The sequence below is a fragment of the Pseudomonas koreensis genome (assembly GCF_025447595.1).
GTDB lineage: Bacteria > Pseudomonadota > Gammaproteobacteria > Pseudomonadales > Pseudomonadaceae > Aquipseudomonas > Aquipseudomonas koreensis_H.
The window spans coordinates 74,228-100,371 of record NZ_JAOEJU010000002.1; the positions used below are offsets into that span (position 1 = coordinate 74,228).

At 57.2% G+C, this 26,144-nt stretch carries 25 protein-coding genes; 20 read left to right on the forward strand and 5 right to left on the reverse strand.

Translation table 11 applies throughout. The features are described 5' to 3' along the window. The first annotated feature begins 22 nt into the window (after positions 1-22). Positions 23-742: a response regulator transcription factor gene (locus N8H71_RS04150; RefSeq protein WP_085606320.1), complete on the forward strand. Its 720-nt coding sequence runs from the start codon at positions 23-25 to the stop codon at positions 740-742. Positions 743-781: 39 nt separating this feature from the next. Here N8H71_RS04150 and dinD read toward each other — a convergent pair whose 3' ends face one another. The 5 genes from dinD to dnaA form a co-directional block, all read right to left on the reverse strand. After that, entirely contained in the window at positions 782-1,618 is an 837-nt protein-coding gene (dinD, locus tag N8H71_RS04155; RefSeq protein WP_262193029.1) for a DNA damage-inducible protein D, read from the reverse strand. 155 nt (positions 1,619-1,773) lie between these two features. Beyond that, positions 1,774-4,191 carry a DNA topoisomerase (ATP-hydrolyzing) subunit B gene (gyrB, locus tag N8H71_RS04160; protein ID WP_011331734.1) on the reverse strand — a complete coding sequence of 806 codons (2,418 nt, stop codon included), beginning with the start codon at positions 4,189-4,191 and terminating at the stop codon, positions 1,774-1,776. A gap of 5 nt (positions 4,192-4,196) precedes the next feature. Next, positions 4,197-5,300: a DNA replication/repair protein RecF gene (gene recF, locus N8H71_RS04165; RefSeq protein ID WP_003220208.1), complete on the reverse strand. Its 1,104-nt coding sequence runs from the start codon at positions 5,298-5,300 to the stop codon at positions 4,197-4,199. 14 nt (positions 5,301-5,314) lie between these two features. Beyond that, positions 5,315-6,418 carry a DNA polymerase III subunit beta gene (gene dnaN / locus N8H71_RS04170; RefSeq protein WP_007954131.1) on the reverse strand — a complete coding sequence of 368 codons (1,104 nt, stop codon included), beginning with the start codon at positions 6,416-6,418 and terminating at the stop codon, positions 5,315-5,317. A gap of 39 nt (positions 6,419-6,457) precedes the next feature. Continuing rightward, positions 6,458-7,981, reverse strand: coding sequence for a chromosomal replication initiator protein DnaA (gene dnaA / locus N8H71_RS04175; RefSeq protein ID WP_007954132.1), 1,524 nt, complete (start codon positions 7,979-7,981; stop codon positions 6,458-6,460). 568 nt (positions 7,982-8,549) lie between these two features. Here dnaA and rpmH point away from each other — a divergent pair. The 19 genes from rpmH to glmU all read left to right on the forward strand — a co-directional run bounded on the left by rpmH (position 8,550) and on the right by glmU (position 26,017). Further along, positions 8,550-8,684, forward strand: a complete 135-nt coding sequence (rpmH, locus tag N8H71_RS04180; protein ID WP_003213577.1) for a 50S ribosomal protein L34 — start codon at positions 8,550-8,552, stop codon at positions 8,682-8,684. 16 nt (positions 8,685-8,700) lie between these two features. After that, positions 8,701-9,102 carry a ribonuclease P protein component gene (gene rnpA / locus N8H71_RS04185; protein ID WP_011336726.1) on the forward strand — a complete coding sequence of 134 codons (402 nt, stop codon included), beginning with the start codon at positions 8,701-8,703 and terminating at the stop codon, positions 9,100-9,102. After that, complete coding sequence (gene yidD / locus N8H71_RS04190) at positions 9,095-9,340, forward strand: membrane protein insertion efficiency factor YidD (protein ID WP_010465488.1); 246 nt, start codon at positions 9,095-9,097, stop codon at positions 9,338-9,340. Before rnpA ends, yidD begins: the two co-directional genes overlap by 8 nt. Positions 9,341-9,342: 2 nt before the next feature. Next, positions 9,343-11,025 carry a membrane protein insertase YidC gene (yidC, locus tag N8H71_RS04195; protein ID WP_074689782.1) on the forward strand — a complete coding sequence of 561 codons (1,683 nt, stop codon included), beginning with the start codon at positions 9,343-9,345 and terminating at the stop codon, positions 11,023-11,025. 81 nt (positions 11,026-11,106) lie between these two features. Further along, positions 11,107-12,477, forward strand: a complete 1,371-nt coding sequence (gene mnmE, locus N8H71_RS04200; RefSeq protein WP_262193031.1) for a tRNA uridine-5-carboxymethylaminomethyl(34) synthesis GTPase MnmE — start codon at positions 11,107-11,109, stop codon at positions 12,475-12,477. A gap of 552 nt (positions 12,478-13,029) precedes the next feature. Then, positions 13,030-14,928 carry a tRNA uridine-5-carboxymethylaminomethyl(34) synthesis enzyme MnmG gene (mnmG, locus tag N8H71_RS04205; protein WP_262193033.1) on the forward strand — a complete coding sequence of 633 codons (1,899 nt, stop codon included), beginning with the start codon at positions 13,030-13,032 and terminating at the stop codon, positions 14,926-14,928. Continuing rightward, positions 14,925-15,569 (forward strand): 16S rRNA (guanine(527)-N(7))-methyltransferase RsmG, encoded by a 645-nt coding sequence (rsmG, locus tag N8H71_RS04210; RefSeq protein ID WP_262193034.1) that lies wholly within the window; start codon positions 14,925-14,927, stop codon positions 15,567-15,569. Before mnmG ends, rsmG begins: the two co-directional genes overlap by 4 nt. Positions 15,570-15,587: 18 nt before the next feature. Further along, positions 15,588-16,385, forward strand: a complete 798-nt coding sequence (locus N8H71_RS04215; protein WP_007954142.1) for a ParA family protein — start codon at positions 15,588-15,590, stop codon at positions 16,383-16,385. A gap of 9 nt (positions 16,386-16,394) precedes the next feature. Further along, complete coding sequence (locus tag N8H71_RS04220; protein WP_007954145.1) at positions 16,395-17,267, forward strand: ParB/RepB/Spo0J family partition protein; 873 nt, start codon at positions 16,395-16,397, stop codon at positions 17,265-17,267. A 148-nt stretch (positions 17,268-17,415) separates the two neighbouring features. Continuing rightward, positions 17,416-17,823: a F0F1 ATP synthase subunit I gene (locus N8H71_RS04225; protein ID WP_003229783.1), complete on the forward strand. Its 408-nt coding sequence runs from the start codon at positions 17,416-17,418 to the stop codon at positions 17,821-17,823. A 16-nt stretch (positions 17,824-17,839) separates the two neighbouring features. Continuing rightward, positions 17,840-18,709, forward strand: coding sequence for a F0F1 ATP synthase subunit A (gene atpB, locus N8H71_RS04230; RefSeq protein WP_085686128.1), 870 nt, complete (start codon positions 17,840-17,842; stop codon positions 18,707-18,709). 134 nt (positions 18,710-18,843) lie between these two features. Beyond that, positions 18,844-19,101 (forward strand): F0F1 ATP synthase subunit C, encoded by a 258-nt coding sequence (atpE, locus tag N8H71_RS04235; protein ID WP_003097235.1) that lies wholly within the window; start codon positions 18,844-18,846, stop codon positions 19,099-19,101. A 58-nt stretch (positions 19,102-19,159) separates the two neighbouring features. Further along, positions 19,160-19,630 carry a F0F1 ATP synthase subunit B gene (locus N8H71_RS04240; RefSeq protein WP_007954149.1) on the forward strand — a complete coding sequence of 157 codons (471 nt, stop codon included), beginning with the start codon at positions 19,160-19,162 and terminating at the stop codon, positions 19,628-19,630. Positions 19,631-19,642: 12 nt separating this feature from the next. Next, entirely contained in the window at positions 19,643-20,179 is a 537-nt protein-coding gene (locus N8H71_RS04245) for a F0F1 ATP synthase subunit delta (RefSeq protein WP_007911956.1), read from the forward strand. A 21-nt stretch (positions 20,180-20,200) separates the two neighbouring features. Next, a complete protein-coding gene (atpA, locus tag N8H71_RS04250) occupies positions 20,201-21,745 on the forward strand; it encodes a F0F1 ATP synthase subunit alpha (protein ID WP_230734420.1) in 1,545 nt (514 codons plus the stop codon). A 50-nt stretch (positions 21,746-21,795) separates the two neighbouring features. Then, positions 21,796-22,656 carry a F0F1 ATP synthase subunit gamma gene (atpG, locus tag N8H71_RS04255; protein ID WP_007954161.1) on the forward strand — a complete coding sequence of 287 codons (861 nt, stop codon included), beginning with the start codon at positions 21,796-21,798 and terminating at the stop codon, positions 22,654-22,656. Positions 22,657-22,683: 27 nt separating this feature from the next. Beyond that, a complete protein-coding gene (gene atpD / locus N8H71_RS04260) occupies positions 22,684-24,060 on the forward strand; it encodes a F0F1 ATP synthase subunit beta (protein ID WP_007954162.1) in 1,377 nt (458 codons plus the stop codon). A 45-nt stretch (positions 24,061-24,105) separates the two neighbouring features. Beyond that, positions 24,106-24,531, forward strand: a complete 426-nt coding sequence (locus tag N8H71_RS04265; protein WP_007954164.1) for a F0F1 ATP synthase subunit epsilon — start codon at positions 24,106-24,108, stop codon at positions 24,529-24,531. Positions 24,532-24,649: 118 nt separating this feature from the next. Further along, the gene (glmU, locus tag N8H71_RS04270) at positions 24,650-26,017 is read left to right on the forward strand and encodes a bifunctional UDP-N-acetylglucosamine diphosphorylase/glucosamine-1-phosphate N-acetyltransferase GlmU (protein ID WP_085612472.1); all 1,368 of its coding nucleotides are present in this window, start codon (positions 24,650-24,652) and stop codon (positions 26,015-26,017) included. Positions 26,018-26,144: the final 127 nt, after the last annotated feature.

The following is a 26,144-nucleotide window of genomic DNA, read 5'->3' on the forward strand; positions in this document are numbered from 1 at the left end:
GAGCGACAAGGAACCACCGCGTATGCGCGTTGCGATACTGGACGATGAACCCGCTGAACTGCGCCGGGTCGAGCAGACCCTGCAACAAATGGCCGAGGCCGGAGGACAGCCCTGGTCACTGCACAGCTTCGAAAGCGGTGAAGACCTGCTGCGACAGTTGCGCCGGGAAACCTTCGACTTGCTGATCCTCGACTGGCAACTTCCCGACCTCACTGGCCTGGCGCTGCTGCGCTGGACCCGCGAACACATGGAAGCCCCGCCGGCGGCCATCATGCTCACCAGCCGCGACGGTGAAAGCGACATCGTCCAGGCCCTGAATGCCGGGGCCGACGACTATGTCAGCAAGCCGTTTCGGCCCAATGAACTGAAGGCCCGCGTGGCGGCAGTATTGCGCCGGCACAGCCTGCAACGAAGCGCCCCGGCCGAAGTCCTGCGTTTCAACGACCTGGTGTTCGACGACGCCGAACTCACCGTCACCCGCGACGGGAAACCGATCGTCATGACTGAACGTGAATATCGTCTCGCCCATTGCTTGTTCAGCAACCTTGGACGACCGCTGTCACGGGACTATCTGTACGAACGATTCTGGCCCCATGAAGAGATGTCGACATCGCGACCGCTGGACACCCATATCTATCGCCTGCGCAACAAGCTCGGGCTGACGGCGGATCGGGGTTGGCAGTTGCTGACGATTTATGGGTATGGCTATCGGTTGGAGAGTGTTGCGGCAGTCTCCGAATAAGTAGGGAGGCGCCGGGACGCTTACCTTCTCATTTTTAAATCATTCATCCAAAGATGGATCTCTAAGCCTCTTCGCTGCTGATTCAATTTGTTTGATGCTGCTTTCTGGGACTGGGAGGTCCTCAGGCATGGTGCCCCCCAGCTCAACGATGGTTTCCCTGACTTTCCTGCCAACCTCAAAGTGAACTTGGTTGGCATTTCCTTTTCCCTGAACGTTGTCACGAACCAATTTATCTTCAGCTTGTGTTGCTCGGAATAGATTGGCGGCGAGCTCCGTAGATCCCATGTGATCAAGAATTTTCTGTGTTTTCTTCAAACCCTTGCGCTGGTGGATCGCTTTCTGATCGAGTCCACCATAAAGGCCTTTATAACCGTGGTTCTGGAAGATGGCGAAATCCAGACCCGACTCGACACCTGCTTGCTGCGCGACCTCCACGAGCTGTTTATTGTGTTCTCTCAGCTCATTACGTAGAAAAATCCGTTTCTGGTCTTCCCGCAACTGCTGGAACGAACCATCGTTAGCTAATTCCTGGCGACGAGTTTGAACGGCGAAGTACGTTTGCCCTGCAGCGATTACCGGTTTGGAGGGATCTCCGTTCTGGACCACCAGATAGCAGGCATAGCGCGAAAGCTTTACATCCTGTAACTCCCTTTGAGCACCAGAACCAATAGAAACCATTCCGAGCGAATCCTCGAAATGGTTTTCGGCTTCCTGACCACTGTTTTGACAAGCTTCTTTAGCTCGAGCCAGAACCGGTAAAAAATGCCGATATTCCGAGTACTCAAGCAGCTTGGCCAAGCGTCGTGCAGACCAATATTCCGCACCTTGGTTATCAGTCATTTTCAGCTCTTCAAATGACTCGTGTCGCTCATTCATCTCAAAATCTCCCAGCTGGCCTTTAAGTACTGAGTGCAACTCCAATAGTTACCGTTTTGCTTTTGCACAGCCAGCAGGGACTTATCTGCTAACAAAAAGCCCCTGTTGACGCTCTGTCAGCAGGGGCTTCAGTTCCATCCGAAATCTGAAAGGGATCAGAAATCCAGGTTGGACACCGCCAGAGCATTGCTCTCGATGAAGTCACGGCGAGGTTCGACCGCATCACCCATCAGGGTGTTGAAGATCTGGTCTGCGCCAATGGCGTCTTCGATGGTGACTTTCAGCATGCGGCGCACGCTTGGGTCCATGGTGGTTTCCCACAGCTGATCCGGGTTCATTTCGCCCAGACCTTTGTATCGCTGGATCGTGTGGCGCTTGGTGCTTTCGGCCATCAGCCAGTCCAGGGCTTCCTTGAACTCGGTGACCGCTTTCTTGCGCTCGCCACGCTGGATGTACGCGCCTTCGTCGAGCAGGGTGCTCAGTTGAGCGCCGAGGGTGACGACGGTCTTGTAGTCGTTGCTGCCGAAGAAGTCGCGGTTGAAGGTTACGTAGTTCGACAGGCCGTGGGAGATCAGTTCGACCTCTGGCAGCCACACGCCACGTTCACGGTCTTCACGCAGGCTGGCCTTGTAGACCAGACCCGATTTCTCGACGGTGCGCAGACGGACTTCGTACTGGGCCAGCCAGTCTTGCATCTTGGCGTGGTCGCCGAGCATTTCCAGGCTGACGGCCGGCAGGTAGATGAAGTGCTCGGTCAGCTCCTGCGGGTACAGGCGCGACAGACGCTTGAGGGTCTTCATCACCATGCGGAAGTCGTTCACCAGGCGTTCCAGCGCTTCGCCGGAAATGCCCGGGGCGTCTTCGTTCAGGTGCAGGCTCGCATCTTCGAGGGCCGACTGCGTCATGTACTCTTCCATGGCGTCGTCGTCTTTGATGTATTGCTCTTGCTTGCCTTTCTTGACCTTGTACAGCGGCGGCTGGGCGATGTAGATGTAGCCGCGCTCGATCAGCTCCGGCAACTGACGGAAGAAGAAGGTCAGCAGCAGGGTACGGATGTGCGAACCGTCGACGTCAGCATCGGTCATGATGATGATGTTGTGATAGCGCAGTTTGTCGATGTTGTACTCTTCGCGACCGATACCGCAGCCCAGCGCGGTGATCAGGGTACCCACTTCCTGGGACGAGATCATCTTGTCGAAACGTGCTTTCTCGACGTTGAGGATCTTGCCCTTCAGCGGCAGGATGGCCTGGGTCTTGCGGTTACGTCCCTGCTTGGCAGAGCCGCCCGCGGAGTCACCTTCCACGAGGTACAGTTCGGACAGCGCAGGGTCTTTTTCCTGGCAGTCAGCGAGCTTGCCCGGCAGGCCGGCGATGTCCAGCGCGCCTTTGCGGCGGGTCATCTCACGGGCCTTGCGCGCCGCTTCACGGGCACGGGCAGCGTCGATCATCTTGCCGACGACCAGTTTGGCTTCGTTCGGGTTTTCCAGCAGGAAGTCGGAGAAGTACTTGCCCATCTCCTGTTCGACGGCGGTCTTCACTTCGGAAGACACCAGCTTGTCTTTGGTCTGGGAGCTGAACTTCGGATCCGGCACCTTCACCGAGATGATCGCGGTCAGGCCTTCACGGGCATCGTCACCGGTGGTGGCGACTTTGTGCTTCTTCGCCAGACCTTCCTGCTCGATGTAGTTGTTCAGGTTACGCGTCAGTGCAGAACGGAAGCCCACCAGGTGGGTGCCGCCGTCGCGCTGCGGAATGTTGTTGGTGAAGCACAACAGGTTCTCGTTGAAGCTGTCGTTCCACTGCAGGGCGATTTCCACGCCGATGCCGTCTTCACGCTGGATGTTGAAGTGGAACACCTGGTTGACCGCAGTCTTGTTGGTGTTCAGGTATTCAACGAACGCACGCAGGCCGCCTTCGTATTTGAACAACTCTTCCTTGCCGCTGCGCTCATCCTTGAGGACGATACCGACACCGGAGTTGAGGAAGGACAGTTCACGAATGCGCTTGGCCAGGATGTCCCAGCTGAAGTGAATGTTCTTGAAGGTTTCGCTGGAAGCCTTGAAGTGAATCTGGGTACCTGTGGTTTCGCTGTCGCCAACGATCGCCATCGGTGCCTGAGGCACGCCATGGACGTAGGTCTGTTCCCAGATCTTGCCGCTACGGCGAACGGTCAGGACCAGTTCTTCGGACAGCGCGTTCACAACCGAAACACCTACACCGTGCAGACCGCCGGATACCTTGTAGGAGTTATCGTCGAACTTACCGCCAGCGTGGAGCACGGTCATGATGACCTCGGCGGCGGAAACGCCTTCCTCTTTGTGCACGTCTACCGGGATGCCACGGCCGTTGTCTTTAACGGTGATGGACTCATCCGGGTGGATGATGATGCTGATGTCGTCGCAGTGGCCGGCGAGGGCTTCGTCGATCGAGTTGTCGACCACCTCGAACACCATGTGGTGCAGACCGCTGCCATCGTCGGTGTCACCAATGTACATACCGGGACGTTTGCGCACGGCATCCAGGCCTTTCAGCACTTTAATGCTCGATGAGTCGTACGTATTTTCTTCGCTCAATGCCTTCACTCCCGATGGTCGTGGGTCTGGGTGATACGGCCCTGTTCCACGTGGAACAGAGCGACTGGCGTTTCCGTCTGCCAGCCTTCCCTCAATAATTCGTGATCTACACAGGTGATAAAGACCTGGCAGCGTAAGTCTTCCAGCAAGCGGCACAGCGCGCGACGGTGGCTCTCGTCCAGCTCGGACGGCAAGTCATCCACCAGATAAATACACTGGCCGCGTCGGGCCTGACTCACCAGATGCCCTTGGGCAATCCGCAACGCACAGACCACCAACTTCTGCTGCCCCCGGGACAAGATGTCCGCGGCGTTGTGTGCGCCCAATCTAAGACGCAAGTCAGCCCGTTGTGGCCCGGCCTGGGTATGACCCATTTGCTGGTCCCGTTGCACGGATCCGGCAAGTACGGCGCTTAATTCCCGATCCTTGTCCCAGCCTCGGTAATAGCTGAGCGTCAAACCTTCGAGCTCAACCAGTTCGCTCAAGGTTTGTTCAAAGACTGGTTTCAAGGCTTTGATGTAAGCGCGGCGGTATTCATCGATTTCAGCGCTGGCCTGGCACAGTTCCCTGTCCCAAACCGCTTGCGAAACGGCGTCAAGTGTACCATGCCGCAGCCAGGAGTTTCTCTGGCGCAAGGCCTTCTGCAAACGCTGCCAGGTGGCCATGAACCGCGGCTCGACGTGGAACACGCCCCAGTCGAGGAACTGCCGGCGAATCTTCGGCGCGCCTTCCAGCAGGCGGAAGCTGTCGGGGTTGATCAACTGCAGCGGCAGGATCTCCGCCAGTTGCGCAGCGCTGCGGGCATTCTGACCGTCGATGCGGATCTGGAATTCGCCCTGACGGTCGCGGGATATGCCCAATGCACTATGGCCACCTTCGGCGAGCTCCACCTGACCGAATACGGTACAGGCAAGCTGTTCATACTGAATGACCGGCAACAGCCGCGTGCTACGAAACGAACGGGCAAGCCCCAGCAGGTGAATGGCTTCCAGAACACTGGTTTTGCCGCTGCCGTTGGCGCCGTAAAGAATGTTGATTCGGGGGGAGGGGGAGAAGGTCACCGGGTGCAGATTGCGCACCGCGGTGACCGAGACGCGACTTAGCGACATCCAGAGTCAGCTGATTACAGACGCATCGGCATGACAACGTAAGCCGAATCGTCATTGTCGGACTCTTGCACCAGCGCACTGCTGTTGGAGTCGGACAGGATCAGACGAACCTGCTCAGTGGTCATCACGCCCAGCACGTCCAGCAGATAGCTGACGTTGAAGCCGATCTCCAGGGAACCGCCGTTGTATTCCACGCCGACTTCTTCTTCCGCTTCTTCCTGCTCCGGGTTGTTGGCCTGGATCTTCAGCTGACCGCTTGCCAGTTGCAGACGGATACCGCGGTACTTCTCGTTGGACAGAATCGCGGTACGGCTGAATGCCTCACGCAGCGCCTGACGATCGCCGAGTACCAGTTTGTCGCCGCCCTTCGGCAGAACGCGCTCGTAGTCCGGAAACTTGCCGTCGACCAGTTTCGAAGTAAATGTGAATTCGCCGGTGGTCGCACGGATGTGATGCTGTCCCAGGACGATGCTGACATTGCCGTCCGGCTCAGTGAGCAGACGTGCCAGTTCGAGAATGCCTTTACGCGGCACGATCACCTGATGGCGTTCCTGCTGACCGATGTCGGCCTGCATCGAGCACATGGCCAGACGGTGACCGTCAGTAGCCACGGCACGGATCACACCAGTCGACACTTCCAGCAACATACCGTTGAGGTAGTAACGCACGTCCTGTTGAGCCATGGCGAAACTGGTGCGTTCGATCAGGCGACGCAGCTTGCTCTGTTCCAGGCTGGTGGTCAGCGAACCCGGGCCTTCTTCCACAGTCGGGAAGTCATTGGCCGGCAGGGTCGACAGGGTGAAACGGCTACGGCCGGCTTTCACCACCAGCTTCTGCTCGTCGACCTTGATGTCGATCAGCGCATCGTTCGGCAGGCTCTTGCAGATGTCCATCAGCTTGCGCGCAGGCACAGTGATGGAACCTGTTTCAGCCGGCTCCTCGAGTTGCACGCGACCGACCAGCTCGACTTCCAGGTCGGTACCGGTCAGCGACAGTTGCTGGCCATCGACAACCAGCAGCACGTTGGACAGTACCGGCAAGGTCTGTCGGCGCTCGACGACGCCTGCGACCAGTTGCAGGGGTTTCAACAGGGCTTCGCGTTGAATGGTGAAATGCATGGTCTAGTCCCTTGCCTTAATAAGCTGCGCTGGTGTTCATCAAGTGGTCAGAGTACGCAGCAGGTTCTTGTAGTCCTCGCGGATGTCCGCGTCGGATTCCTTAAGTTCGTTGATCTTGCGGCAGGCGTGCAACACGGTCGTGTGGTCGCGGCCGCCAAACACATCGCCGATTTCCGGCAGGCTGTGGTTGGTCAGTTCCTTGGACAATGCCATGGCCACCTGACGCGGACGAGCGACCGAACGCGAACGGCGCTTGGACAGCAAGTCGGAGATCTTGATCTTGTAGTACTCGGCGACGGTGCGCTGAATGTTATCCACAGAGACCAGTTTGTCCTGCAACGCCAACAGGTCTTTCAGGGATTCGCGAATCAACTCGATGGTGATGTCGCGACCCATGAAGTGCGAGTGGGCGATCACGCGTTTCAGCGCGCCTTCCAGCTCACGGACGTTGGAGCGAATGCGTTGGGCAATGAAGAACGCCGCATCGTGTGGCAACTCGACTTTGGCCTGGTCGGCCTTCTTCATCAAGATCGCGACGCGGGTTTCCAGTTCCGGCGGCTCGACGGCAACCGTCAGGCCCCAGCCGAAGCGGGATTTGAGGCGCTCTTCAAGGCCTTCGATCTCTTTCGGGTAGCGGTCACTGGTAAGAATGACCTGCTGGCCACCTTCAAGCAGTGCGTTGAAGGTGTGGAAAAACTCTTCCTGGGAACGTTCCTTGCGGGCGAAGAACTGAATATCGTCGATCAGAAGGGCGTCCACCGAACGGTAGAAACGCTTGAACTCGTTGATCGCGTTCAGTTGCAGCGCCTTGACCATATCGGCCACGAAACGCTCGGAATGCAGGTACACGACCTTTGCATTCGGGTTCTTCTTTAATAGATGGTTACCCACCGCGTGCATCAAGTGCGTCTTACCCAGACCCACGCCACCATAAAGGAAGAGCGGGTTGTAGCCGTGCTTCGGGTTGTCTGCCACCTGCCAGGCCGCCGCACGGGCGAGCTGGTTGGATTTACCTTCGACGAAATTCTCGAAGGTGAAGGTGCGGTTGAGGTAGCTGGTGTGCTTGAGCGCGCCTTCGACCTGCACGGTGCGCTGTTCGGCGCGCACCGGGGCCTGTTGCGAAGCGGCACCGGCCATCGGATCAAAGCTGTCGCGTGACGGCTCTTCACTGATTTCTTCGGTTTTCTGCGTCGAGCGCTTGGTCGGCGCAGGCGTCGGAGCTGGTGCTGGCGCACTGGCCGGCGCGGTATTGGCCTGAGCCTGGGACACTTGCGCAGCAGCCAATGGCGCATTCGGTGCGGCACGCGGCGCCGAACTGCGTTTGCTGCCTATTAATAAGGAGAGCGACGGTGCCAGACCGTTGCCATGCTCATCCAGCAGTTCAAGGACGCGTCCCAGGTACTTTTCGTTGACCCAGTCCAGAACAAAACGGTTCGGTGCGTAGACGCGCAACTCGTCGCCTTCGGCTTCGACCTGTAGTGGACGGATCCAGGTGTTGAATTGTTGGGCAGGCAGCTCTTCGCGCAAAAGCTCCACGCACTGCTGCCAAAGTTCCACTGACACGGATATCCCCTAAGTTGAAAGCCGGTGAGGCAAAAACAAGCGGCCATTGTAGCGGCCAGTCGTCCACTTATCCACATGCAGGTTGCCCGGTGGACATGATTTATCAATGCGTTAAACGCGAAAAAGGCGACCGACGGTGTGTGCATAAGCTCTGTGGATAACCCTATCTGAGCACACTGGACAACTGGGGGCGAAAGTCGGTGGATAACCAGCCTGTGGATAACCACCTATTCCACACACAGGTTATCCGACAGCGAAGCACAGGCTGAACACGGTTTTCCACTGTAGTTGTCATTCTCTGTACACCGCTTGAAGCAAGGCCTCAAGCCAGTTATCCACAGAGAAGGGGGTGCCTAGCTTTTACAAGCTTTACAGAAAAGCTTTAAATAATTCCCTTCTTTATTTTTATCTTTGGCAAACCGGGTAATCAGGTCCTGGCAGCTCCGAAGATCTATTTATAAGGAAACGTTGGTTGGAAATTGACCTATTGGCTTGCTTTCTCTAGAATCCCCGGTCTCTTAAAACGGGGGCCATTCCGGCCCGTTGTGGACGAACCAGGTAACACGACATGAAACGTACTTTCCAACCAAGCACTATCAAACGCGCTCGTACCCACGGTTTCCGTGCTCGCATGGCTACCAAGAACGGTCGTGCCGTACTGTCGCGTCGTCGCGCCAAAGGCCGCGCACGTCTGGCAGTTTGATAATCCGGCACTGGAGGTGAGTCAGGACTTCAGTCGGGAAAAGCGTCTGCTTACACCCCGGCATTTCAAGGCAGTCTTTGACTCCCCTACCGGCAAGGTTCCGGGGAAAAATCTCCTGCTCCTTGCGCGCAACAACGATCTCGATCACCCCCGTCTCGGGCTGGTTATCGGGAAAAAGAGCGTCAAGCTCTCCGTCGAGCGCAATCGCCTCAAACGTCTTATGCGCGAATCGTTTCGCCTGCACCAGGATTCACTGGTCGGCTGGGACATCGTTATCGTCGCGCGCAAAGGTTTGGGCGATGTAGAAAACCCCGAATTGATTCAGCATTTCGGCAAACTCTGGAAGCGTCTGGCGCGCAACAAGCCAGTACCGGCAGTCAAAACCGAAACTGTAGGGGTAGACAGTCCAGATGCGTAAACTGGCACTCGTTCCGATCCAGTTTTATCGCTACGCCATTAGTCCCCTGATGGCCAGTCACTGTCGTTTCTACCCCAGTTGTTCTTGCTACGCGTATGAAGCCATCGAAAATCATGGCCTTCTGCGCGGTGGCTGGCTGACCTTTCGTCGTTTAGGTCGCTGTCATCCGTGGAATCCCGGTGGTTATGACCCGGTTCCACCTATCCCTACCTCCCGTTCTTCTTCGATGGCCGAGTAATCATGGATATCAAACGCACGATCCTGATCGTCGCCCTGGCAATCGTGTCCTACGTCATGGTCCTTAAATGGAACCAGGACTATGGTCAGGCTGCCCTGCCGACTCAGAATGTTGCTTCCAGTACGACTACATCCGGTTTGCCGGACACCGCCACTGGCAATAATGCTGCTGCCAGTGACGATATTCCGCGCGCCGCAAGCGATACCAGCGCACCTGCCGAAACGCCGGTCGCCGTCAGCAAGGATCTGATCCAGATCAAGACCGACGTGCTCGATCTCGCGATCGATCCACAAGGTGGCGATGTTGCTCAGTTGACCTTGCCGCTGTATCCACGTCGTCAGGATCGTCCGGACGTTCCGTTCCAGCTGTTCGACAACGGCGGCGAACGTACTTATCTGGCACAAAGCGGTCTGATTGGCACCAACGGTCCAGATGCAAACCCGGCCGGTCGTCCGATCTACTCCTCGGAGAAGAAGACTTATCAACTGGCTGACGGTCAGGACCAACTGGTCGTCGACCTGAAATTCAGCAAGGACGGCGTCAATTACATCAAGCGTTTCACTCTGAAACGTGGCCTGTATGACGTGACCGTGACCTATCTGATCGACAACCAGAGCGCTCAGCCTTGGTCCGGTTCGATGTTTGCCCAGCTGAAACGCGATGCAAGCGCCGATCCTTCGTCGACTACTGCTACCGGTACTGCGACTTATCTGGGCGCCGCCCTGTGGACAAGTTCCGAACCGTACAAAAAAGTGTCCATGAAGGACATGGACAAAGCTCAGCTCAAGGAAACTGTCACTGGTGGTTGGGTAGCCTGGCTGCAACACTACTTCGTGACTGCATGGGTTGCTCCGAAGGGCGAAAACAACATCGTCCAGACCCGTAAAGACAGCAAAGGCAACTACATCATCGGGTACACCGGTCCTTCGCTGACCGCTGCGCCGGGTGCGAAAGTAGAAACCAGCGCTGTTCTTTACGCCGGTCCGAAAAGCCAGGCTGTGCTGAAAGAGTTGTCCCCAGGTCTGGAACTGACTGTCGACTACGGCATTCTGTGGTTCATTGCCCAGCCAATCTTCTGGTTGCTGCAACATATCCACAGCATCGTCGGCAACTGGGGCTGGTCGATCATCTTCCTGACCATGCTGATCAAAGGGATCTTCTTCCCTCTGTCGGCCGCCAGCTACAAGTCGATGGCCCGCATGCGCGCCGTGGCTCCGAAACTGGCTGCACTGAAAGAGCAACATGGCGATGACCGGCAGAAAATGTCGCAAGCCATGATGGAGCTGTACAAGAAAGAGAAGATCAATCCGCTGGGTGGTTGCTTGCCGATCCTGGTGCAGATGCCGGTTTTCCTTTCCCTGTACTGGGTTCTGCTAGAAAGCGTGGAAATGCGTCAAGCGCCGTTCATGCTGTGGATTACCGACCTGTCGATCAAGGATCCGTTCTTCATCCTGCCGATCATCATGGGTGCGACCATGTTCATCCAGCAGCGTCTGAACCCTACACCTCCGGATCCGATGCAGGCCAAGGTAATGAAAATGATGCCAATCATTTTCACCTTCTTCTTCCTGTGGTTCCCGGCGGGTCTGGTGCTGTACTGGGTTGTGAACAACTGCCTGTCGATTGCCCAACAGTGGTACATCACGCGTAAGATCGAAGCGGCGACGAAAAAAGCCGAGGCGTAACTTACTCTGTGGATAACACCACTCAAAACGCCCCCTAGTGGGGCGTTTTGCTATCTGCCATTTTTGTCTGGATACCGGTTTATGAGCGCACCTCGTGAAACCATCGCCGCCGTCGCTACCGCCCAGGGCCGTGGCGGCGTGGGCATCGTTCGAATTTCCGGGCCGCTGGCCAGCGTTGCGGCCAAAGCCATCAGCGGCCGTGAACTGAAACCACGGTTTGCCCACTACGGCCCGTTCTTCAGTGACGATCAACAGGTGCTGGATGAAGGTCTGGCGCTGTATTTCCCCGGGCCGAACTCGTTCACCGGCGAAGACGTTCTGGAACTGCAGGGCCACGGCGGCCCGATCGTCCTCGACATGTTGCTCAAGCGTTGTCTGGAACTGGGTTGCCGCCTGGCCCGTCCCGGCGAATTCAGCGAACGGGCCTTCCTCAATGACAAGCTGGATCTGGCTCAGGCTGAAGCGATTGCCGATCTGATCGAGGCAAGTTCTGCACAGGCTGCGCGCAATGCCTTGCGCTCTCTGCAGGGAGCCTTTTCACAGCGTGTGCATAATCTCACCGAACAGCTGATCGGCTTGCGGATCTATGTCGAGGCGGCTATCGACTTCCCGGAAGAAGAAATCGACTTCCTCGCCGATGGCCACGTCCTCAGCATGCTCGACAAGGTTCGTAGCGAGTTATCCACTGTGTTGCGTGAAGCCGGGCAGGGAGCGTTGTTGCGTGACGGCATGACTGTGGTGATTGCCGGTCGTCCGAATGCCGGAAAATCCAGCTTGCTGAATGCATTGGCCGGTCGAGAAGCTGCGATCGTGACGGAGATCGCCGGCACTACCCGGGATATTCTGCGTGAACATATCCACATCGACGGCATGCCGCTGCACGTTGTGGATACCGCTGGTCTGCGCGATACCGATGACCATGTGGAAAAGATCGGTGTTGAACGAGCGTTGAAAGCCATCGGCGAAGCTGACCGAGTGCTGCTGGTCGTTGATGCCACTGCGCCTGAGGCCGCCGATCCGTTCGCGCTGTGGCCAGAATTCCTTGAAACCCGGCCAGATCCAGCGAAGGTCACCTTGATCCGCAACAAGGCCGATCTCACCGGTGAGCCTATTGCCCTGGAAGTCAGTGACGATGGCCATGTAACGATCAGTCTGAGCGCCAAATCCGCTGGTGAGGGCCTGGATCTGCTACGTGATCACCTCAAGGCCTGCATGGGCTATGAACAAACATCGGAAAGCAGCTTCAGCGCGCGCCGCCGGCACCTGGAAGCCCTGCGTCATGCCAGTGATGCCCTGGAACATGGACGGGCCCAACTGACGTTGGCGGGTGCTGGTGAATTGCTGGCCGAAGACCTGCGTCAGGCCCAGCAGTCTCTTGGGGAAATCACCGGAGCCTTCAGCTCCGATGATCTGTTGGGACGGATCTTTTCCAGCTTTTGCATCGGTAAATAATCCTTCCGTTGTCCACAGACAGGTCCGTTCGAGACCTGTCTGTCCTTCCTCTTTGAATTCCCTTCCTCCAGTGCCGGACAGATTTTCTGTTCCTGAGCGGATTTTCCGTATCCGCGGTTCCTTCATTCGTCCGATTTCTGTGGATTAAGCCCTGTGAATAACTGCCGCTGAGGCCAGTTGATAACAGGGCCTGAAAACTGAACATAACTGCCTCTGTGGATAACAGCCTCATTCATCCACAGGCTTACACCGGTTATCCAAGGGCCTCATGGCCACATGAACACAGAGTTTTGAATCCCTGTACACATTGAAATTAAAGGCCTGTAGAAATCTATCCACAGAAATCATGGGCAGTAAGAATAAGCTTTAAAACAAAGGTTTTATAAATTTCTCTCTTTTTTATTCTTTTAACCGCGAGTTCTCCACAGCTGGTTAAATTTTGTGCAAAGGGTTCTTTAGGAAGGGCGAAGTCCCTATACTTGCCGACCAGGTCCAGAAACCTGATCTCAAACTATTCCTGAATTACCTACTTAAGCAGGCACGAGGTGCGTGGTGGATTTCCCTTCCCGTTTTGAAGTGATCGTCATCGGCGGCGGTCATGCCGGTACCGAGGCAGCACTGGCCTCAGCACGCATGGGTGCAAAAACCCTTCTGCTGACGCACAACGTGGAAACCCTCGGTGCCATGAGTTGCAACCCGGCCATCGGTGGCATTGGCAAAAGCCATCTGGTCAAGGAAATCGACGCCCTCGGCGGCGCGATGGCCATCGCTACCGATCTGGGTGGCATCCAGTTTCGCGTGTTGAACAGCCGCAAAGGCCCGGCCGTACGTGCGACCCGTGCGCAAGCCGACCGGATTTTGTACAAGGCTGCTGTCCGCGAAATTCTGGAAAACCAGCCGAACCTGTGGATATTTCAGCAAGCCGCCGACGATCTGATCGTCGAGCAAGAACAAGTACGCGGTGTCGTTACACAAATGGGTCTGCGTTTCTTCGCGGATTCCGTGGTGTTGACCACTGGTACATTCCTGGGCGGACTTATCCACATCGGTTTGCAGAATTTTTCCGGCGGTCGTGCCGGTGATCCACCATCGATTGCCCTGGCACACCGTCTGCGTGACCTGCCGCTGCGTGTTGGTCGACTGAAAACCGGTACGCCACCACGTATCGACGGCAAGTCTGTGGATTTCTCGGTGATGACCGAGCAGCCAGGCGATACGCCGATCCCGGTGATGTCGTTCATGGGCAACAAGGAACAGCATCCACGGCAAGTCAGTTGCTGGATTACCCACACCAACGCCCGCACCCACGAAATCATCGCGGCGAACCTCGACCGTTCGCCGATGTATTCCGCAGCAGGCGAGATCGAAGGTATCGGTCCGCGCTATTGCCCGTCGATCGAAGACAAGATCCACCGCTTTGCCGACAAGGAAAGCCATCAGGTGTTCATCGAGCCGGAAGGCCTGACCACCCATGAGCTGTACCCGAACGGGATATCCACAAGCCTGCCGTTCGACGTGCAATTGCAGATCGTGCAATCGATCCGCGGCATGGAAAACGCACACATCGTGCGTCCGGGTTATGCGATCGAGTACGACTACTTCGATCCGCGTGATCTGAAGTACAGCCTGGAAACCAAAGTCATCGGCGGTCTGTTCTTCGCTGGCCAGATCAACGGCACCACCGGTTACGAAGAAGCCGGCGCCCAGGGTTTGCTGGCTGGCGCGAACGCGGCACTGCGTGCGAAAGGCAAAGAAGCCTGGTGCCCGCGTCGCGATGAAGCGTACATCGGGGTATTGGTCGACGACCTGATTACCCTAGGCACCCAAGAGCCGTACCGCATGTTCACTTCCCGTGCCGAGTATCGCCTGATCCTGCGTGAGGACAACGCGGACCTGCGTCTGACCGAAAAAGGTCGCGAACTGGGTCTGGTCGATGACGCGCGTTGGGCGGCGTTCTGCAAGAAACGCGAAAACATCGAACTCGAAGAGCAACGCCTGAAAAGTACCTGGGTTCGCCCGGGCACTGCGCAGGGGGATGCGATTGCTGAAAAATTCGGCACGCCGCTGACTCACGAATACAACTTGCTCAATCTCTTGAGCCGTCCGGAAATCGACTACGCTGGTCTGGTCGAAGTGACCGGGCAGGGCGCCGAAGATCCACAGGTCGCCGAACAGGTCGAAATCAAGACCAAATACGCCGGTTACATCGACCGTCAACAGGACGAAATCGCCCGTCTGCGCGCCAGTGAAGACACGAAATTGCCTGTGGATATCGATTACACCAACATTTCCGGTCTCTCCAAGGAGATCCAGAGCAAGCTTGGCGCGACTCGTCCCGAGACGCTGGGCCAGGCTTCGCGGATCCCGGGTGTGACCCCGGCAGCGATTTCGCTGTTGATGATTCATTTGAAAAAACGCGGCGCGGGCCGTCAGTTGGAGCAAAGCGCTTGAGTTCTAAGGTCACTTCGCAACACGCCGAAGAGTTATCCACAGGAGCCCGCGCGCTCGGTGTCAATCTCACTGAAGCCCAGCACGAATTGCTGCTGGGTTATCTGGCCCTGTTGATCAAATGGAACCAGGCCTACAACCTGACCGCCGTTCGCGATCCGGACGAAATGGTTTCCCGTCACCTGCTCGATAGCCTCAGCGTGATGTCGTTCATCGAAAACGGCCGCTGGCTGGATGTCGGCAGCGGCGGCGGCATGCCGGGGATCCCTTTGGCGATCCTGTATCCGGACTCGCAAGTGACCTGCCTGGATAGCAACGGCAAGAAAACCCGCTTCCTGACCCAGGTCAAACTCGAACTCAAACTGGATAACCTGCAAGTTATCCACAGTCGCGTCGAAGCGTTCCAGCCTGCACAGCCACTCAACGGGATCATTTCCCGGGCGTTCAGCAGCATGGAGAACTTCACCAACTGGACTCGCCACCTCGGTGACGCCGATACGCGCTGGCTGGCAATGAAGGGCGTTCATCCGGCCGATGAGCTGGTAGCATTGCCGGCAGACTTCAAACTCGATAGCGAACACGCCCTGGCCGTACCCGGTTGCCAAGGCCAACGCCATCTGCTGATACTGCGCCGCACGGCATGATTGGGAACACAAGCAAGAATGGCTAAGGTATTCGCGATAGCGAACCAGAAGGGTGGTGTGGGCAAGACCACCACCTGCATCAACCTCGCAGCATCCCTGGTCGCGACCAAGCGCCGGGTGCTGTTGATCGATCTCGATCCACAGGGCAACGCCACCATGGGTAGCGGTGTGGATAAACATGGCCTGGAAAACTCGGTCTACGACCTGCTGATCGGCGAATGCGATCTGGCCCAGGCCATGCACTATTCGGAACACGGCGGTTATCAACTGCTGCCGGCCAACCGCGACCTGACGGCGGCCGAAGTCGTTCTGCTGGAAATGCAGATGAAGGAAAGCCGTCTGCGCAGCGCGCTGGCGCCGATCCGTGAAAACTACGATTACATCCTGATCGATTGCCCGCCGTCGCTGTCGATGCTCACGTTGAATGCACTGGTTGCCGCTGATGGGGTGATTATCCCCATGCAGTGCGAGTACTTTGCGCTCGAAGGTCTGAGCGACCTTGTGGATAACATCAAGCGCATCGCCGAGCTGCTGAACCCGAACCTGAAAGTCGAAGGCCTGCTGCGGACCATGTATGACCCGCGCCTGAGCCTGATGAACGACGTTTCGGCCCAGCTCAAGGAACACTTTGGCGATCAGCTGTACGACACGGTGATCCCGCGCAACATCCGTCTGGCTGAAGCCCCTAGCTACGGCATGCCGGCGCTGGCCTACGACAAGCAATCGCGTGGCGCGCTGGCCTATCTGGCCCTGGCGGGCGAGATGGTTCGCCGTCAACGCAAAAATTCACGCATCGCCGCTGCCCAGCCAACTTAAGGAATCCCCATGGCCGTCAAGAAACGAGGTCTCGGACGAGGACTGGATGCACTGCTGAGCGGTCCGACTGTCAGCGCGCTGGAAGAACAGGCGGCACAGGCTGACAGCCGTGAGTTGCAGCACCTGCCACTGGACCTGCTGCAACGCGGCAAGTATCAGCCACGCCGGGACATGGATCCGCAGGCGCTGGAAGAGCTGGCGCAGTCGATCAAGGCCCAGGGTGTGATGCAGCCGATCGTGGTTCGCCCGATTGGCGGTGGTCGTTTTGAAATCATCGCCGGCGAACGTCGCTGGCGCGCAAGTCAGCAGGCCGGCCAGGAAACCATTCCTGCGATGGTCCGCGACGTGCCGGATGAAACCGCGATCGCCATTGCGTTGATCGAAAACATCCAGCGCGAAGACCTGAACCCGATTGAAGAAGCGGTGGCCCTGCAGCGCTTGCAACAGGAATTTCAGCTCACCCAGCAGCAAGTGGCCGAGGCTGTGGGTAAGTCCCGCGTCACCGTGGCCAACCTTTTGCGCCTGATTGCCCTGCCGGAAGTCATCAAGACCATGCTGTCCCACGGTGACCTGGAAATGGGTCATGCCCGTGCATTGCTCGGTCTGCCGGACAATCAGCAGGTGGAAGGGGCGCGACATGTTGTCGCACGCGGCCTCACCGTGCGCCAAACCGAGGCACTGGTTCGTCAGTGGTTGAGTGGCAAACCGGAGCCGGTCGAACCGTCCAAACCCGACCCGGATATCGCTCGCCTCGAGCAACGTCTGGCCGAGCGCCTAGGCTCTGCGGTGCAGATTCGCCACGGCAAGAAGGGTAAAGGCCAGTTGGTGATCGGTTACAACTCCCTCGACGAGCTCCAAGGTGTGCTCGCACACATCCGCTGAAACAATTGCTCTTGTAGCGCGCAGTCGGAAATCACTACCTGACAGTTGAATAGGGGCAGAACCGCCCCTATACTCTGCGCGCATTTTGTCGGCACAAATTATGCCAAGTTATTGAATTTCGGCAGCCGACCATTGGAGAGCAATAGTGATGGAAACCCGCAAGCCAAACCGCCTGCCGTTCCATCGCCTGGCGGTTTTTCCGGTGTTGATGGCTCAATTTGTCATTTTGCTGATCGCCGCTTTGGCGCTCTGGCAATGGCACGGAGTCGTTGCCGGATACTCGGGACTTTGCGGAGGCCTGATAGCCTTGCTGCCCAATGTATATTTCGCTCACAAGGCATTTCGGTTTTCCGGCGCCCGAGCAGCCCAGTCCATCGTCCGGTCTTTCTATGCCGGCGAGGCAGGCAAACTGATTTTGACGGCAGTGCTGTTTGCACTGGTGTTTGCAGGTGTGAAGCCACTGGCGCCGATCGCTGTATTCGGCGCCTTCGTGCTGACTCAGTCGGTCAGCTGGTTCGCTCCCCTGCTGATGAGAACAAGACTTTCGAGACCTTAGGGCGTTTGAGGCAACCATGGCAGAAACAACCGCTTCGGGCTATATCCAGCACCACTTGCAGAACCTGACCTTCGGTCAGCTACCCAACGGCGGCTGGGGCTTTGCCCACACCGCAGCAGAAGCCAAGGAAATGGGCTTCTGGGCTTTCCACGTCGATACTCTCGGCTGGTCGGTCGCGCTGGGTCTGATCTTTGTCATTCTTTTCCGCATGGCGGCCAAGAAGGCGACTTCCGGTCAGCCGGGTGCACTGCAGAACTTCGTTGAAGTCCTGGTCGAATTCGTCGATGGCAGCGTGAAAGACAGCTTCCATGGCCGTAGCCCGGTGATTGCACCGCTGGCACTGACCATCTTCGTCTGGGTGTTCCTGATGAACGCCGTCGACCTGGTACCGGTCGACTGGATTCCTCAGCTGGCCATCCTGATCTCCGGCGACCACCACATCCCGTTCCGCGCCGTGTCGACTACCGACCCGAACGCGACCCTGGGCATGGCGTTCTCGGTTTTCGCACTGATCATTTTCTATAGCATCAAGGTCAAGGGCCTCGGCGGCTTCATCGGCGAGCTGACCCTGCACCCGTTCGGCAGCAAGAACATCTTCGTTCAGGCCCTGCTGATCCCGGTGAACTTCCTGCTGGAATTCGTGACCCTGATCGCCAAACCGATCTCTCTGGCTCTGCGTCTGTTCGGCAACATGTATGCCGGCGAGCTGGTGTTCATCCTGATCGCTGTGATGTTCGGCAGCGGCCTGCTCTGGCTGAGCGGCCTGGGCGTTGTCCTGCAGTGGGCGTGGGCTGTGTTCCACATCCTGATCATCACCCTGCAGGCGTTCATCTTCATGATGCTGACCATCGTCTACCTGTCGATGGCGCACGAAGAAAACCATTAAGACCAGTCTCGACTAGTCTGATGTCCTTCCCGGTCAAACGGGAAGGGGCTCCTCACGGGGCACCATGAAACGATTTGTTTTACCGCTTTAATCTAAAAAACCTAAACCATACGACGTAAAAGTCGGGAGGAAAGATGGAAACTGTAGTTGGTCTAACTGCTATCGCTGTTGCACTGTTGATCGGCCTGGGCGCACTGGGTACCGCAATTGGTTTCGGCCTGCTGGGCGGCAAGTTCCTGGAAGGCGCAGCGCGTCAACCAGAAATGGTTCCAATGCTGCAAGTTAAAATGTTCATCGTTGCCGGTCTGCTCGACGCCGTAACCATGATCGGTGTTGGTATCGCTCTGTTCTTCACCTTTGCGAACCCGTTCGTTGGTCAAATCGCTGGCTAATCATTCGGATTTTCCGAGTGATTTGGTGTGATGGACAACGTAACTGCGAGGTGTTGGCGTGAACATTAATGCGACCCTGATTGGCCAGTCCGTTGCGTTCCTGATTTTTGTACTGTTCTGCATGAAGTTCGTATGGCCTCCGGTCATCGCGGCTCTGCACGAACGTCAAAAGAAGATCGCTGATGGTCTGGACGCTGCCAGCCGTGCAGCTCGCGACCTGGAGTTGGCCCAAGAAAAAGCGGGTCAGCAACTGCGCGAAGCGAAAGCTCAGGCAGCTGAAATCATCGAGCAAGCCAAGAAACGCGGTAACCAGATTGTCGAAGAGGCCGTTGAAAAGGCCCGCGTCGACGCTGACCGTGTGAAGGTTCAGGCTCAAGCCGAGATCGAACAGGAACTGAACAGTGTCAAAGACAAGCTGCGCGCCCAAGTGGGCTTGCTGGCTGTCGGCGGCGCCGAGAAGATCCTGGGTGCCACAATCGATCAAAACGCGCACGCAGAGCTGGTTAACCAACTGGCTGCTGAAATCTAAGCGAGGGCGATCATGGCAGAACTGACCACGTTGGCCCGACCTTACGCTAAGGCGGCCTTCGAGCACGCTCAGGCCCACCAGCAACTGGCCAATTGGTCAGCCATGCTCGGCCTGGCTGCAGCGGTGTCACAAGATGACACCATGCAGCGCGTGCTCAAGGCCCCGCGACTGACGAGCGCAGAAAAGGCCGCCACGTTCATTGACGTGTGCGGCGACAAGTTTGATGCCAAGGCACAGAACTTCATCAATGTCGTTGCCGAAAACGACCGTCTCCCGCTTCTGCCGGAGATCGCCGCTCTTTTCGACCTGTACAAGGCCGAACAAGAGAAATCGGTAGACGTTGAAGTGACCAGTGCTTTTGCATTGAACCAAGAACAGCAAGACAAACTCGCCAAGGTTCTCAGTGCACGACTCAACCGGGAAGTGCGCCTGCAAGTTGCGGAGGATGCTGCCCTTATAGGTGGTGTCGTGATCCGCGCCGGCGACCTGGTTATCGATGGCTCGATTCGCGGCAAAATCGCGAAACTTGCCGAAGCATTGAAATCTTGAGTTTGAAGGGGCAGCAGAGCAATGCAGCAACTCAATCCTTCCGAAATAAGTGAAATTATCAAGGGCCGCATCGAAAAGCTCGATGTGACCTCCCAAGCCCGTAACGAAGGCACTGTCGTCAGCGTATCTGACGGTATCGTGCGGATTCACGGTCTGGCCGACGTCATGTACGGCGAGATGATCGAGTTTCCGGGCGGCGTCTACGGTATGGCCCTCAACCTGGAGCAAGACTCCGTAGGTGCCGTTGTACTGGGCGCATACACCAGTCTGGCTGAAGGCATGAGCGCCAAGTGCACCGGCCGCATCCTCGAAGTTCCGGTTGGTAAGGAACTGCTGGGTCGCGTTGTCGACGCACTGGGTAACCCTGTTGACGGCAAAGGTCCACTGGGCAACACCGAGACCGACGCGGTCGAGAAAGTTGCTCCGGGCGTGATCTGGCGTAAGTCGGTAGACCAGCCTGTACAGACTGGCTACAAGGCTGTCGATGCCATGATCCCTGTCGGCCGTGGCCAGCGTGAGCTGATCATCGGTGACCGTCAGATCGGTAAGACCGCTCTGGCGATCGACGCGATCATCAACCAGAAAGACAGCGGCATTTTCTGCGTCTACGTGGCAATCGGTCAGAAGCAATCGACCATCGCCAACGTGGTTCGCAAGCTGGAAGAAAACGGTGCACTGGCTAACACCATCATCGTTGCAGCGAGCGCTTCGGAATCTGCAGCACTGCAATTCCTGGCTCCGTACTCCGGTTGCACCATGGGTGAATTCTTCCGCGACCGCGGTGAAGACGCGCTGATCGTTTATGACGATCTGTCCAAGCAAGCAGTGGCTTACCGCCAGATTTCCCTGCTGCTGCGCCGTCCACCAGGCCGTGAAGCTTACCCAGGCGACGTGTTCTATCTCCACTCCCGTCTGCTGGAGCGCGCATCCCGCGTTTCGGAAGAATACGTAGAGAAGTTCACCAACGGCGCAGTGACCGGCAAAACCGGTTCCCTGACCGCACTGCCGATCATCGAAACCCAGGCTGGCGACGTTTCCGCGTTCGTTCCGACCAACGTGATTTCCATCACCGACGGTCAGATCTTCCTGGAATCGGCCATGTTCAACTCGGGCATCCGCCCAGCAGTGAACGCCGGTGTTTCGGTATCCCGTGTGGGTGGTGCCGCTCAGACCAAGATCATCAAGAAGCTGTCCGGTGGTATCCGTACCGCTCTGGCTCAGTACCGTGAACTGGCGGCATTCGCCCAGTTCGCTTCTGACCTGGACGAAGCGACCCGCAAGCAACTTGAACATGGTCAGCGCGTTACCGAGCTGATGAAGCAGAAGCAATACGCGCCAATGTCGATCGCCGACATGTCGCTGTCGCTGTATGCCGCTGAGCGTGGGTTCCTGACCGACATCGAAATCACCAAGATCGGCAGCTTCGAACAAGCGCTGATCGCTTTCTTCAACCGCGATCACGCCGATTTGATGGCCAAGATCAACGTTAAAGGTGACTTCAATGACGAAATCGACGCTGGCCTGAAGGCTGGTATCGAGAAGTTCAAGGCCACCCAAACCTGGTAAGCCGCAGCGGGAGCCGCAAGGCTCCCGCTTGCTAACCTGATAGGTGTTACATGGCAGGCGCAAAAGAGATTCGCAGTAAGATTGCGAGCATCAAAAGCACGCAAAAAATTACCAGCGCCATGGAAAAAGTGGCGGTCAGCAAAATGCGCAAGGCACAAATGCGCATGGCTGCTAGCCGTCCTTATGCGGAGCGTATCCGCCAGGTAATTGGGCATCTGGCCAACGCCAACCCGGAATACCGCCACCCGTTCATGATCGATCGCGAAGTAAAACGCGTCGGTTATGTCGTCGTGAGCAGTGACCGCGGTCTGTGCGGCGGCTTGAACACCAACCTGTTCAAGGCCCTGGTCAAGGACATGGCGGTAAACCGCGAAAACGGCGTCGAGATCGATCTGTGTGTCGTTGGTAGCAAGGGTGCGGCCTTTTTCCGCAACTTCGGCGGTAACGTCGTTGCAGCTATCAGCCACCTGGGGGAAGAGCCGTCGATCAATGATCTGATCGGCAGCGTCAAGGTGATGCTGGATGCGTATCTGGACGGCCGTATTGACCGCCTGTCCGTGGTATCCAACAAGTTCATCAACACCATGACGCAACAGCCTACCGTGGAGCAGTTGATTCCACTGGTGGCGACCCCGGATCAAGAACTCAAGCACCACTGGGACTACCTCTACGAACCAGACGCCAAAGAGCTGCTTGACGGCTTGATGGTGCGTTACGTGGAGTCGCAGGTGTACCAGGCGGTGGTCGAGAACAACGCGGCTGAACAGGCTGCGCGGATGATCGCGATGAAGAACGCTACCGACAACGCCGGTGATTTGATCAGCGATTTGCAGCTGATCTACAACAAGGCGCGTCAGGCTGCGATCACCCAAGAGATCTCGGAAATCGTCGGCGGCGCTGCCGCGGTTTAACGGTTCAAATATTCAGAGGATCCAGCTATGAGTAGCGGACGTATCGTTCAAATCATCGGCGCCGTTATCGACGTGGAATTTCCACGCGACAGCGTACCGAGCATCTACGACGCCTTGAAGGTTCAAGGCGCCGAAACCACTCTGGAAGTTCAGCAGCAGCTGGGCGACGGCGTGGTTCGTACCATTGCGATGGGCTCCACCGAAGGCTTGAAGCGCGGTCTGGACGTCAACAACACTGGCGCAGCCATCTCCGTACCGGTCGGTAAAGCGACTCTGGGCCGGATCATGGACGTACTGGGCAACCCGATCGACGAAGCTGGCCCGATCGGCGAAGAAGAGCGCTGGGGTATCCACCGCGCCGCTCCTTCCTTCGCTGAACAGGCTGGTGGCAACGAGCTGCTGGAAACAGGCATCAAGGTTATCGACCTGGTTTGCCCGTTCGCCAAGGGCGGTAAAGTCGGTCTGTTCGGTGGTGCCGGTGTAGGCAAGACCGTAAACATGATGGAACTGATCCGTAACATCGCCATCGAGCACAGCGGTTATTCCGTGTTCGCCGGTGTGGGTGAGCGTACTCGTGAGGGTAACGACTTCTACCACGAGATGAAGGACTCCAACGTTCTCGACAAGGTAGCCCTGGTCTACGGTCAGATGAACGAGCCACCGGGAAACCGTCTGCGCGTAGCGCTGACCGGTCTGACCATGGCCGAGAAGTTCCGTGACGAAGGTAACGACGTTCTGCTGTTCGTCGACAACATCTATCGTTACACCCTGGCCGGTACCGAAGTATCCGCACTGCTGGGCCGTATGCCTTCGGCAGTAGGTTACCAGCCAACCCTGGCTGAAGAGATGGGCGTGCTGCAAGAGCGCATCACTTCGACCAAGCAAGGTTCGATTACTTCGATCCAGGCCGTATACGTACCAGCGGACGACTTGACTGACCCGTCGCCAGCGACCACGTTTGCTCACCTGGACGCCACCGTCGTTCTGTCCCGTGACATCGCTTCCCTGGGTATCTACCCGGCGGTAGACCCACTGGACTCGACCTCGCGTCAGCTGGACCCGAACGTGATCGGTAACGATCACTACGAGACCGCTCGTGGTGTTCAGTACGTGCTGCAGCGTTACAAAGAGCTGAAGGACATCATCGCGATCCTGGGTATGGACGAGCTGTCGGAAGCCGACAAGCAGTTGGTAAACCGTGCTCGTAAGATCCAGCGCTTCTTGTCGCAGCCGTTCTTCGTGGCTGAAGTCTTCACCGGTGCTTCGGGTAAATACGTTTCCCTGAAAGACACCATTGCTGGCTTCAAAGGCATCCTCAACGGTGACTACGACCACCTGCCAGAACAAGCGTTCTACATGGTCGGCGGCATCGAAGAAGCGATCGAGAAAGCCAAGAAACTGTAATCCAGGCGCCCGGCAACGGGCGCTAATTTAGGTTGAGGCAATCAGATGGCTATGACAGTCCATTGCGACATCGTCAGCGCGGAAGGAGAAATCTTTTCCGGCCTGGTCGAGATGGTGATTGCGCACGGTGCTCTGGGTGATCTTGGTATCGCTCTGGGCCACGCGCCGCTGATCACTAATCTGAAGCCAGGTCCGATCCGCCTGATCAAGCAAGGCGGGGAAGCCGAGGTGTTCTACATCTCCGGTGGTTTCCTCGAGGTTCAGCCGAACATGGTCAAGGTGCTTGCCGATACCGTGCAACGTGCCGCCGACCTGGATGAAGCTCAGGCTCAAGCAGCTCTCAAGGCTGCCGAAGCTGCTCTGCACGAGAAGAGCGCAGATTTCGACTACGGAGCTGCGTCCGCACGTCTGGCCGAGGCTGCAGCTCAGCTGCGCACCGTCCAGCAGATCCGCAAGAAGTTTGGCGGTTAATCCGTCAGCCACTTGTTGTGCGATTGATAAAAAAGGGTAGCCTCGGCTACCCTTTTTTCTTTTCAGAATTCTACAAACCCGGTCGCAGTTGCTGACCACCCAGGATTGGTAGCCAGTCATGTCACTCGAAATCGTTATTCTCGCGGCCGGTCAAGGCACCCGTATGCGTTCTGCGCTGCCAAAGGTGCTGCACCCGATTGCCGGCGACTCCATGCTTGGTCATGTTATCCACAGCGCCCGCCAACTTGATCCACAGCGCATTCACGTAGTCATTGGCCATGGTGCCGATGTGGTGCGCGAGCGACTGGCTGCCGACGATCTGAATTTCGTGTTGCAGGACAAGCAACTGGGGACCGGCCACGCTACGGCACAAGCTGTTCCTTTCATCACGGCCGATACCGTACTGATTCTCTACGGTGATGTGCCGTTGATCGAAGTCGAAACCCTGCAACGTCTGCTCAAGCATGTTGTGCCCGGGCAGATGGGTTTGCTCACTGTCGAGCTGGACGATCCGACCGGTTATGGCCGCATCGTGCGTGACGCCGACGGCAAGGTTGCCGCCATCGTTGAGCACAAGGACGCCAGCGAAGCACAACGGGCGATTACTGAAGGCAATACCGGCATCCTGGCAGTGCCGGCCAATCGTCTGGCGGACTGGATGAGTCGTCTGTCGAACAACAATGCTCAGGGCGAATACTACCTGACCGATGTGATCGAGATGGCAGTCAGCGACGGCCTGACCGTCGCCACAGAACAACCGCACGACCCGATGGAAGTGCAGGGCGCCAATGATCGCAAACAGTTGTCCGAACTGGAGCGCCACTATCAGTTGCGCGCCGGCCGTCGCCTGATGGCTCAGGGCGTGACCCTGCGCGATCCGGCCCGCTTTGATGTGCGTGGCGAAGTGACCGTGGGTCGCGATGTGCTGATCGACATCAACGTGATTCTCGAAGGCAAGGTCGTCATCGAGGACGACGTAGTGATCGGCCCGAACTGCGTAATCAAGGACAGTACCCTGCGCAAAGGCGTGGTGGTTAAGGCCAACAGCCACATCGAAGGTGCGGTGCTGGGCGAAGGCAGCGATGCCGGCCCGTTTGCCCGTCTGCGTCCGGGTACTGTGCTGGAGGCCCGCGCCCATGTGGGTAACTTCGTCGAACTGAAAAACGCCCGCATGGGCGAGGGCGCCAAGGCTGGACACCTGACTTACCTGGGCGACGCCGAGATCGGCGCCCGTACTAACATTGGCGCCGGCACCATCACCTGCAACTACGATGGCGCCAACAAGTGGAAAACCGTGTTGGGCGAAGATGTGTTCATCGGCTCCAACAACTCGCTGGTCGCGCCTGTGGATATCTCCGCCGGTGCAACCACTGCGGCCGGTTCGACCATCACCCAGAATGTGGATAACGCCCAGTTGGCGGTTGGCCGGGCCCGGCAGAAGAACATCGATGGCTGGAAGCGGCCAGAGAAAATCAAGAAGAGCTGAGTTATCCACAATGCTCGAATCAAAAAAGACCGCCGCCAGCGGTCTTTTTTTATGGGCGTCGGCTTGACGATTTGCAGCTGATAGGTTTTGATTGCTTCCGTTATCTTTCGAATCGAAACTTAATCAG

Bases quoted from the DNA above. Each gene is read 5' to 3' on its own strand.
- N8H71_RS04150 (WP_085606320.1), top strand. From the start codon at position 23: ATGCGCGTTGCGATACTGGACGATGAACCCGCTGAACTGCGCCGGGTC.
- dinD (WP_262193029.1), bottom strand. From the start codon at position 1,618: ATGAATGAGCGACACGAGTCATTTGAAGAGCTGAAAATGACTGATAAC.
- recF (WP_003220208.1), bottom strand. From the start codon at position 5,300: ATGTCGCTAAGTCGCGTCTCGGTCACCGCGGTGCGCAATCTGCACCCG.
- dnaN (WP_007954131.1), bottom strand. From the start codon at position 6,418: ATGCATTTCACCATTCAACGCGAAGCCCTGTTGAAACCCCTGCAACTG.
- rpmH (WP_003213577.1), top strand. From the start codon at position 8,550: ATGAAACGTACTTTCCAACCAAGCACTATCAAACGCGCTCGTACCCAC.
- yidD (WP_010465488.1), top strand. From the start codon at position 9,095: ATGCGTAAACTGGCACTCGTTCCGATCCAGTTTTATCGCTACGCCATT.
- yidC (WP_074689782.1), top strand. From the start codon at position 9,343: ATGGATATCAAACGCACGATCCTGATCGTCGCCCTGGCAATCGTGTCC.
- mnmE (WP_262193031.1), top strand. From the start codon at position 11,107: ATGAGCGCACCTCGTGAAACCATCGCCGCCGTCGCTACCGCCCAGGGC.
- N8H71_RS04215 (WP_007954142.1), top strand. From the start codon at position 15,588: ATGGCTAAGGTATTCGCGATAGCGAACCAGAAGGGTGGTGTGGGCAAG.
- N8H71_RS04220 (WP_007954145.1), top strand. From the start codon at position 16,395: ATGGCCGTCAAGAAACGAGGTCTCGGACGAGGACTGGATGCACTGCTG.
- N8H71_RS04225 (WP_003229783.1), top strand. From the start codon at position 17,416: ATGGAAACCCGCAAGCCAAACCGCCTGCCGTTCCATCGCCTGGCGGTT.
- atpB (WP_085686128.1), top strand. From the start codon at position 17,840: ATGGCAGAAACAACCGCTTCGGGCTATATCCAGCACCACTTGCAGAAC.
- atpE (WP_003097235.1), top strand. From the start codon at position 18,844: ATGGAAACTGTAGTTGGTCTAACTGCTATCGCTGTTGCACTGTTGATC.
- N8H71_RS04245 (WP_007911956.1), top strand. From the start codon at position 19,643: ATGGCAGAACTGACCACGTTGGCCCGACCTTACGCTAAGGCGGCCTTC.
- atpA (WP_230734420.1), top strand. From the start codon at position 20,201: ATGCAGCAACTCAATCCTTCCGAAATAAGTGAAATTATCAAGGGCCGC.
- atpG (WP_007954161.1), top strand. From the start codon at position 21,796: ATGGCAGGCGCAAAAGAGATTCGCAGTAAGATTGCGAGCATCAAAAGC.
- atpD (WP_007954162.1), top strand. From the start codon at position 22,684: ATGAGTAGCGGACGTATCGTTCAAATCATCGGCGCCGTTATCGACGTG.
- N8H71_RS04265 (WP_007954164.1), top strand. From the start codon at position 24,106: ATGGCTATGACAGTCCATTGCGACATCGTCAGCGCGGAAGGAGAAATC.
- glmU (WP_085612472.1), top strand. From the start codon at position 24,650: ATGTCACTCGAAATCGTTATTCTCGCGGCCGGTCAAGGCACCCGTATG.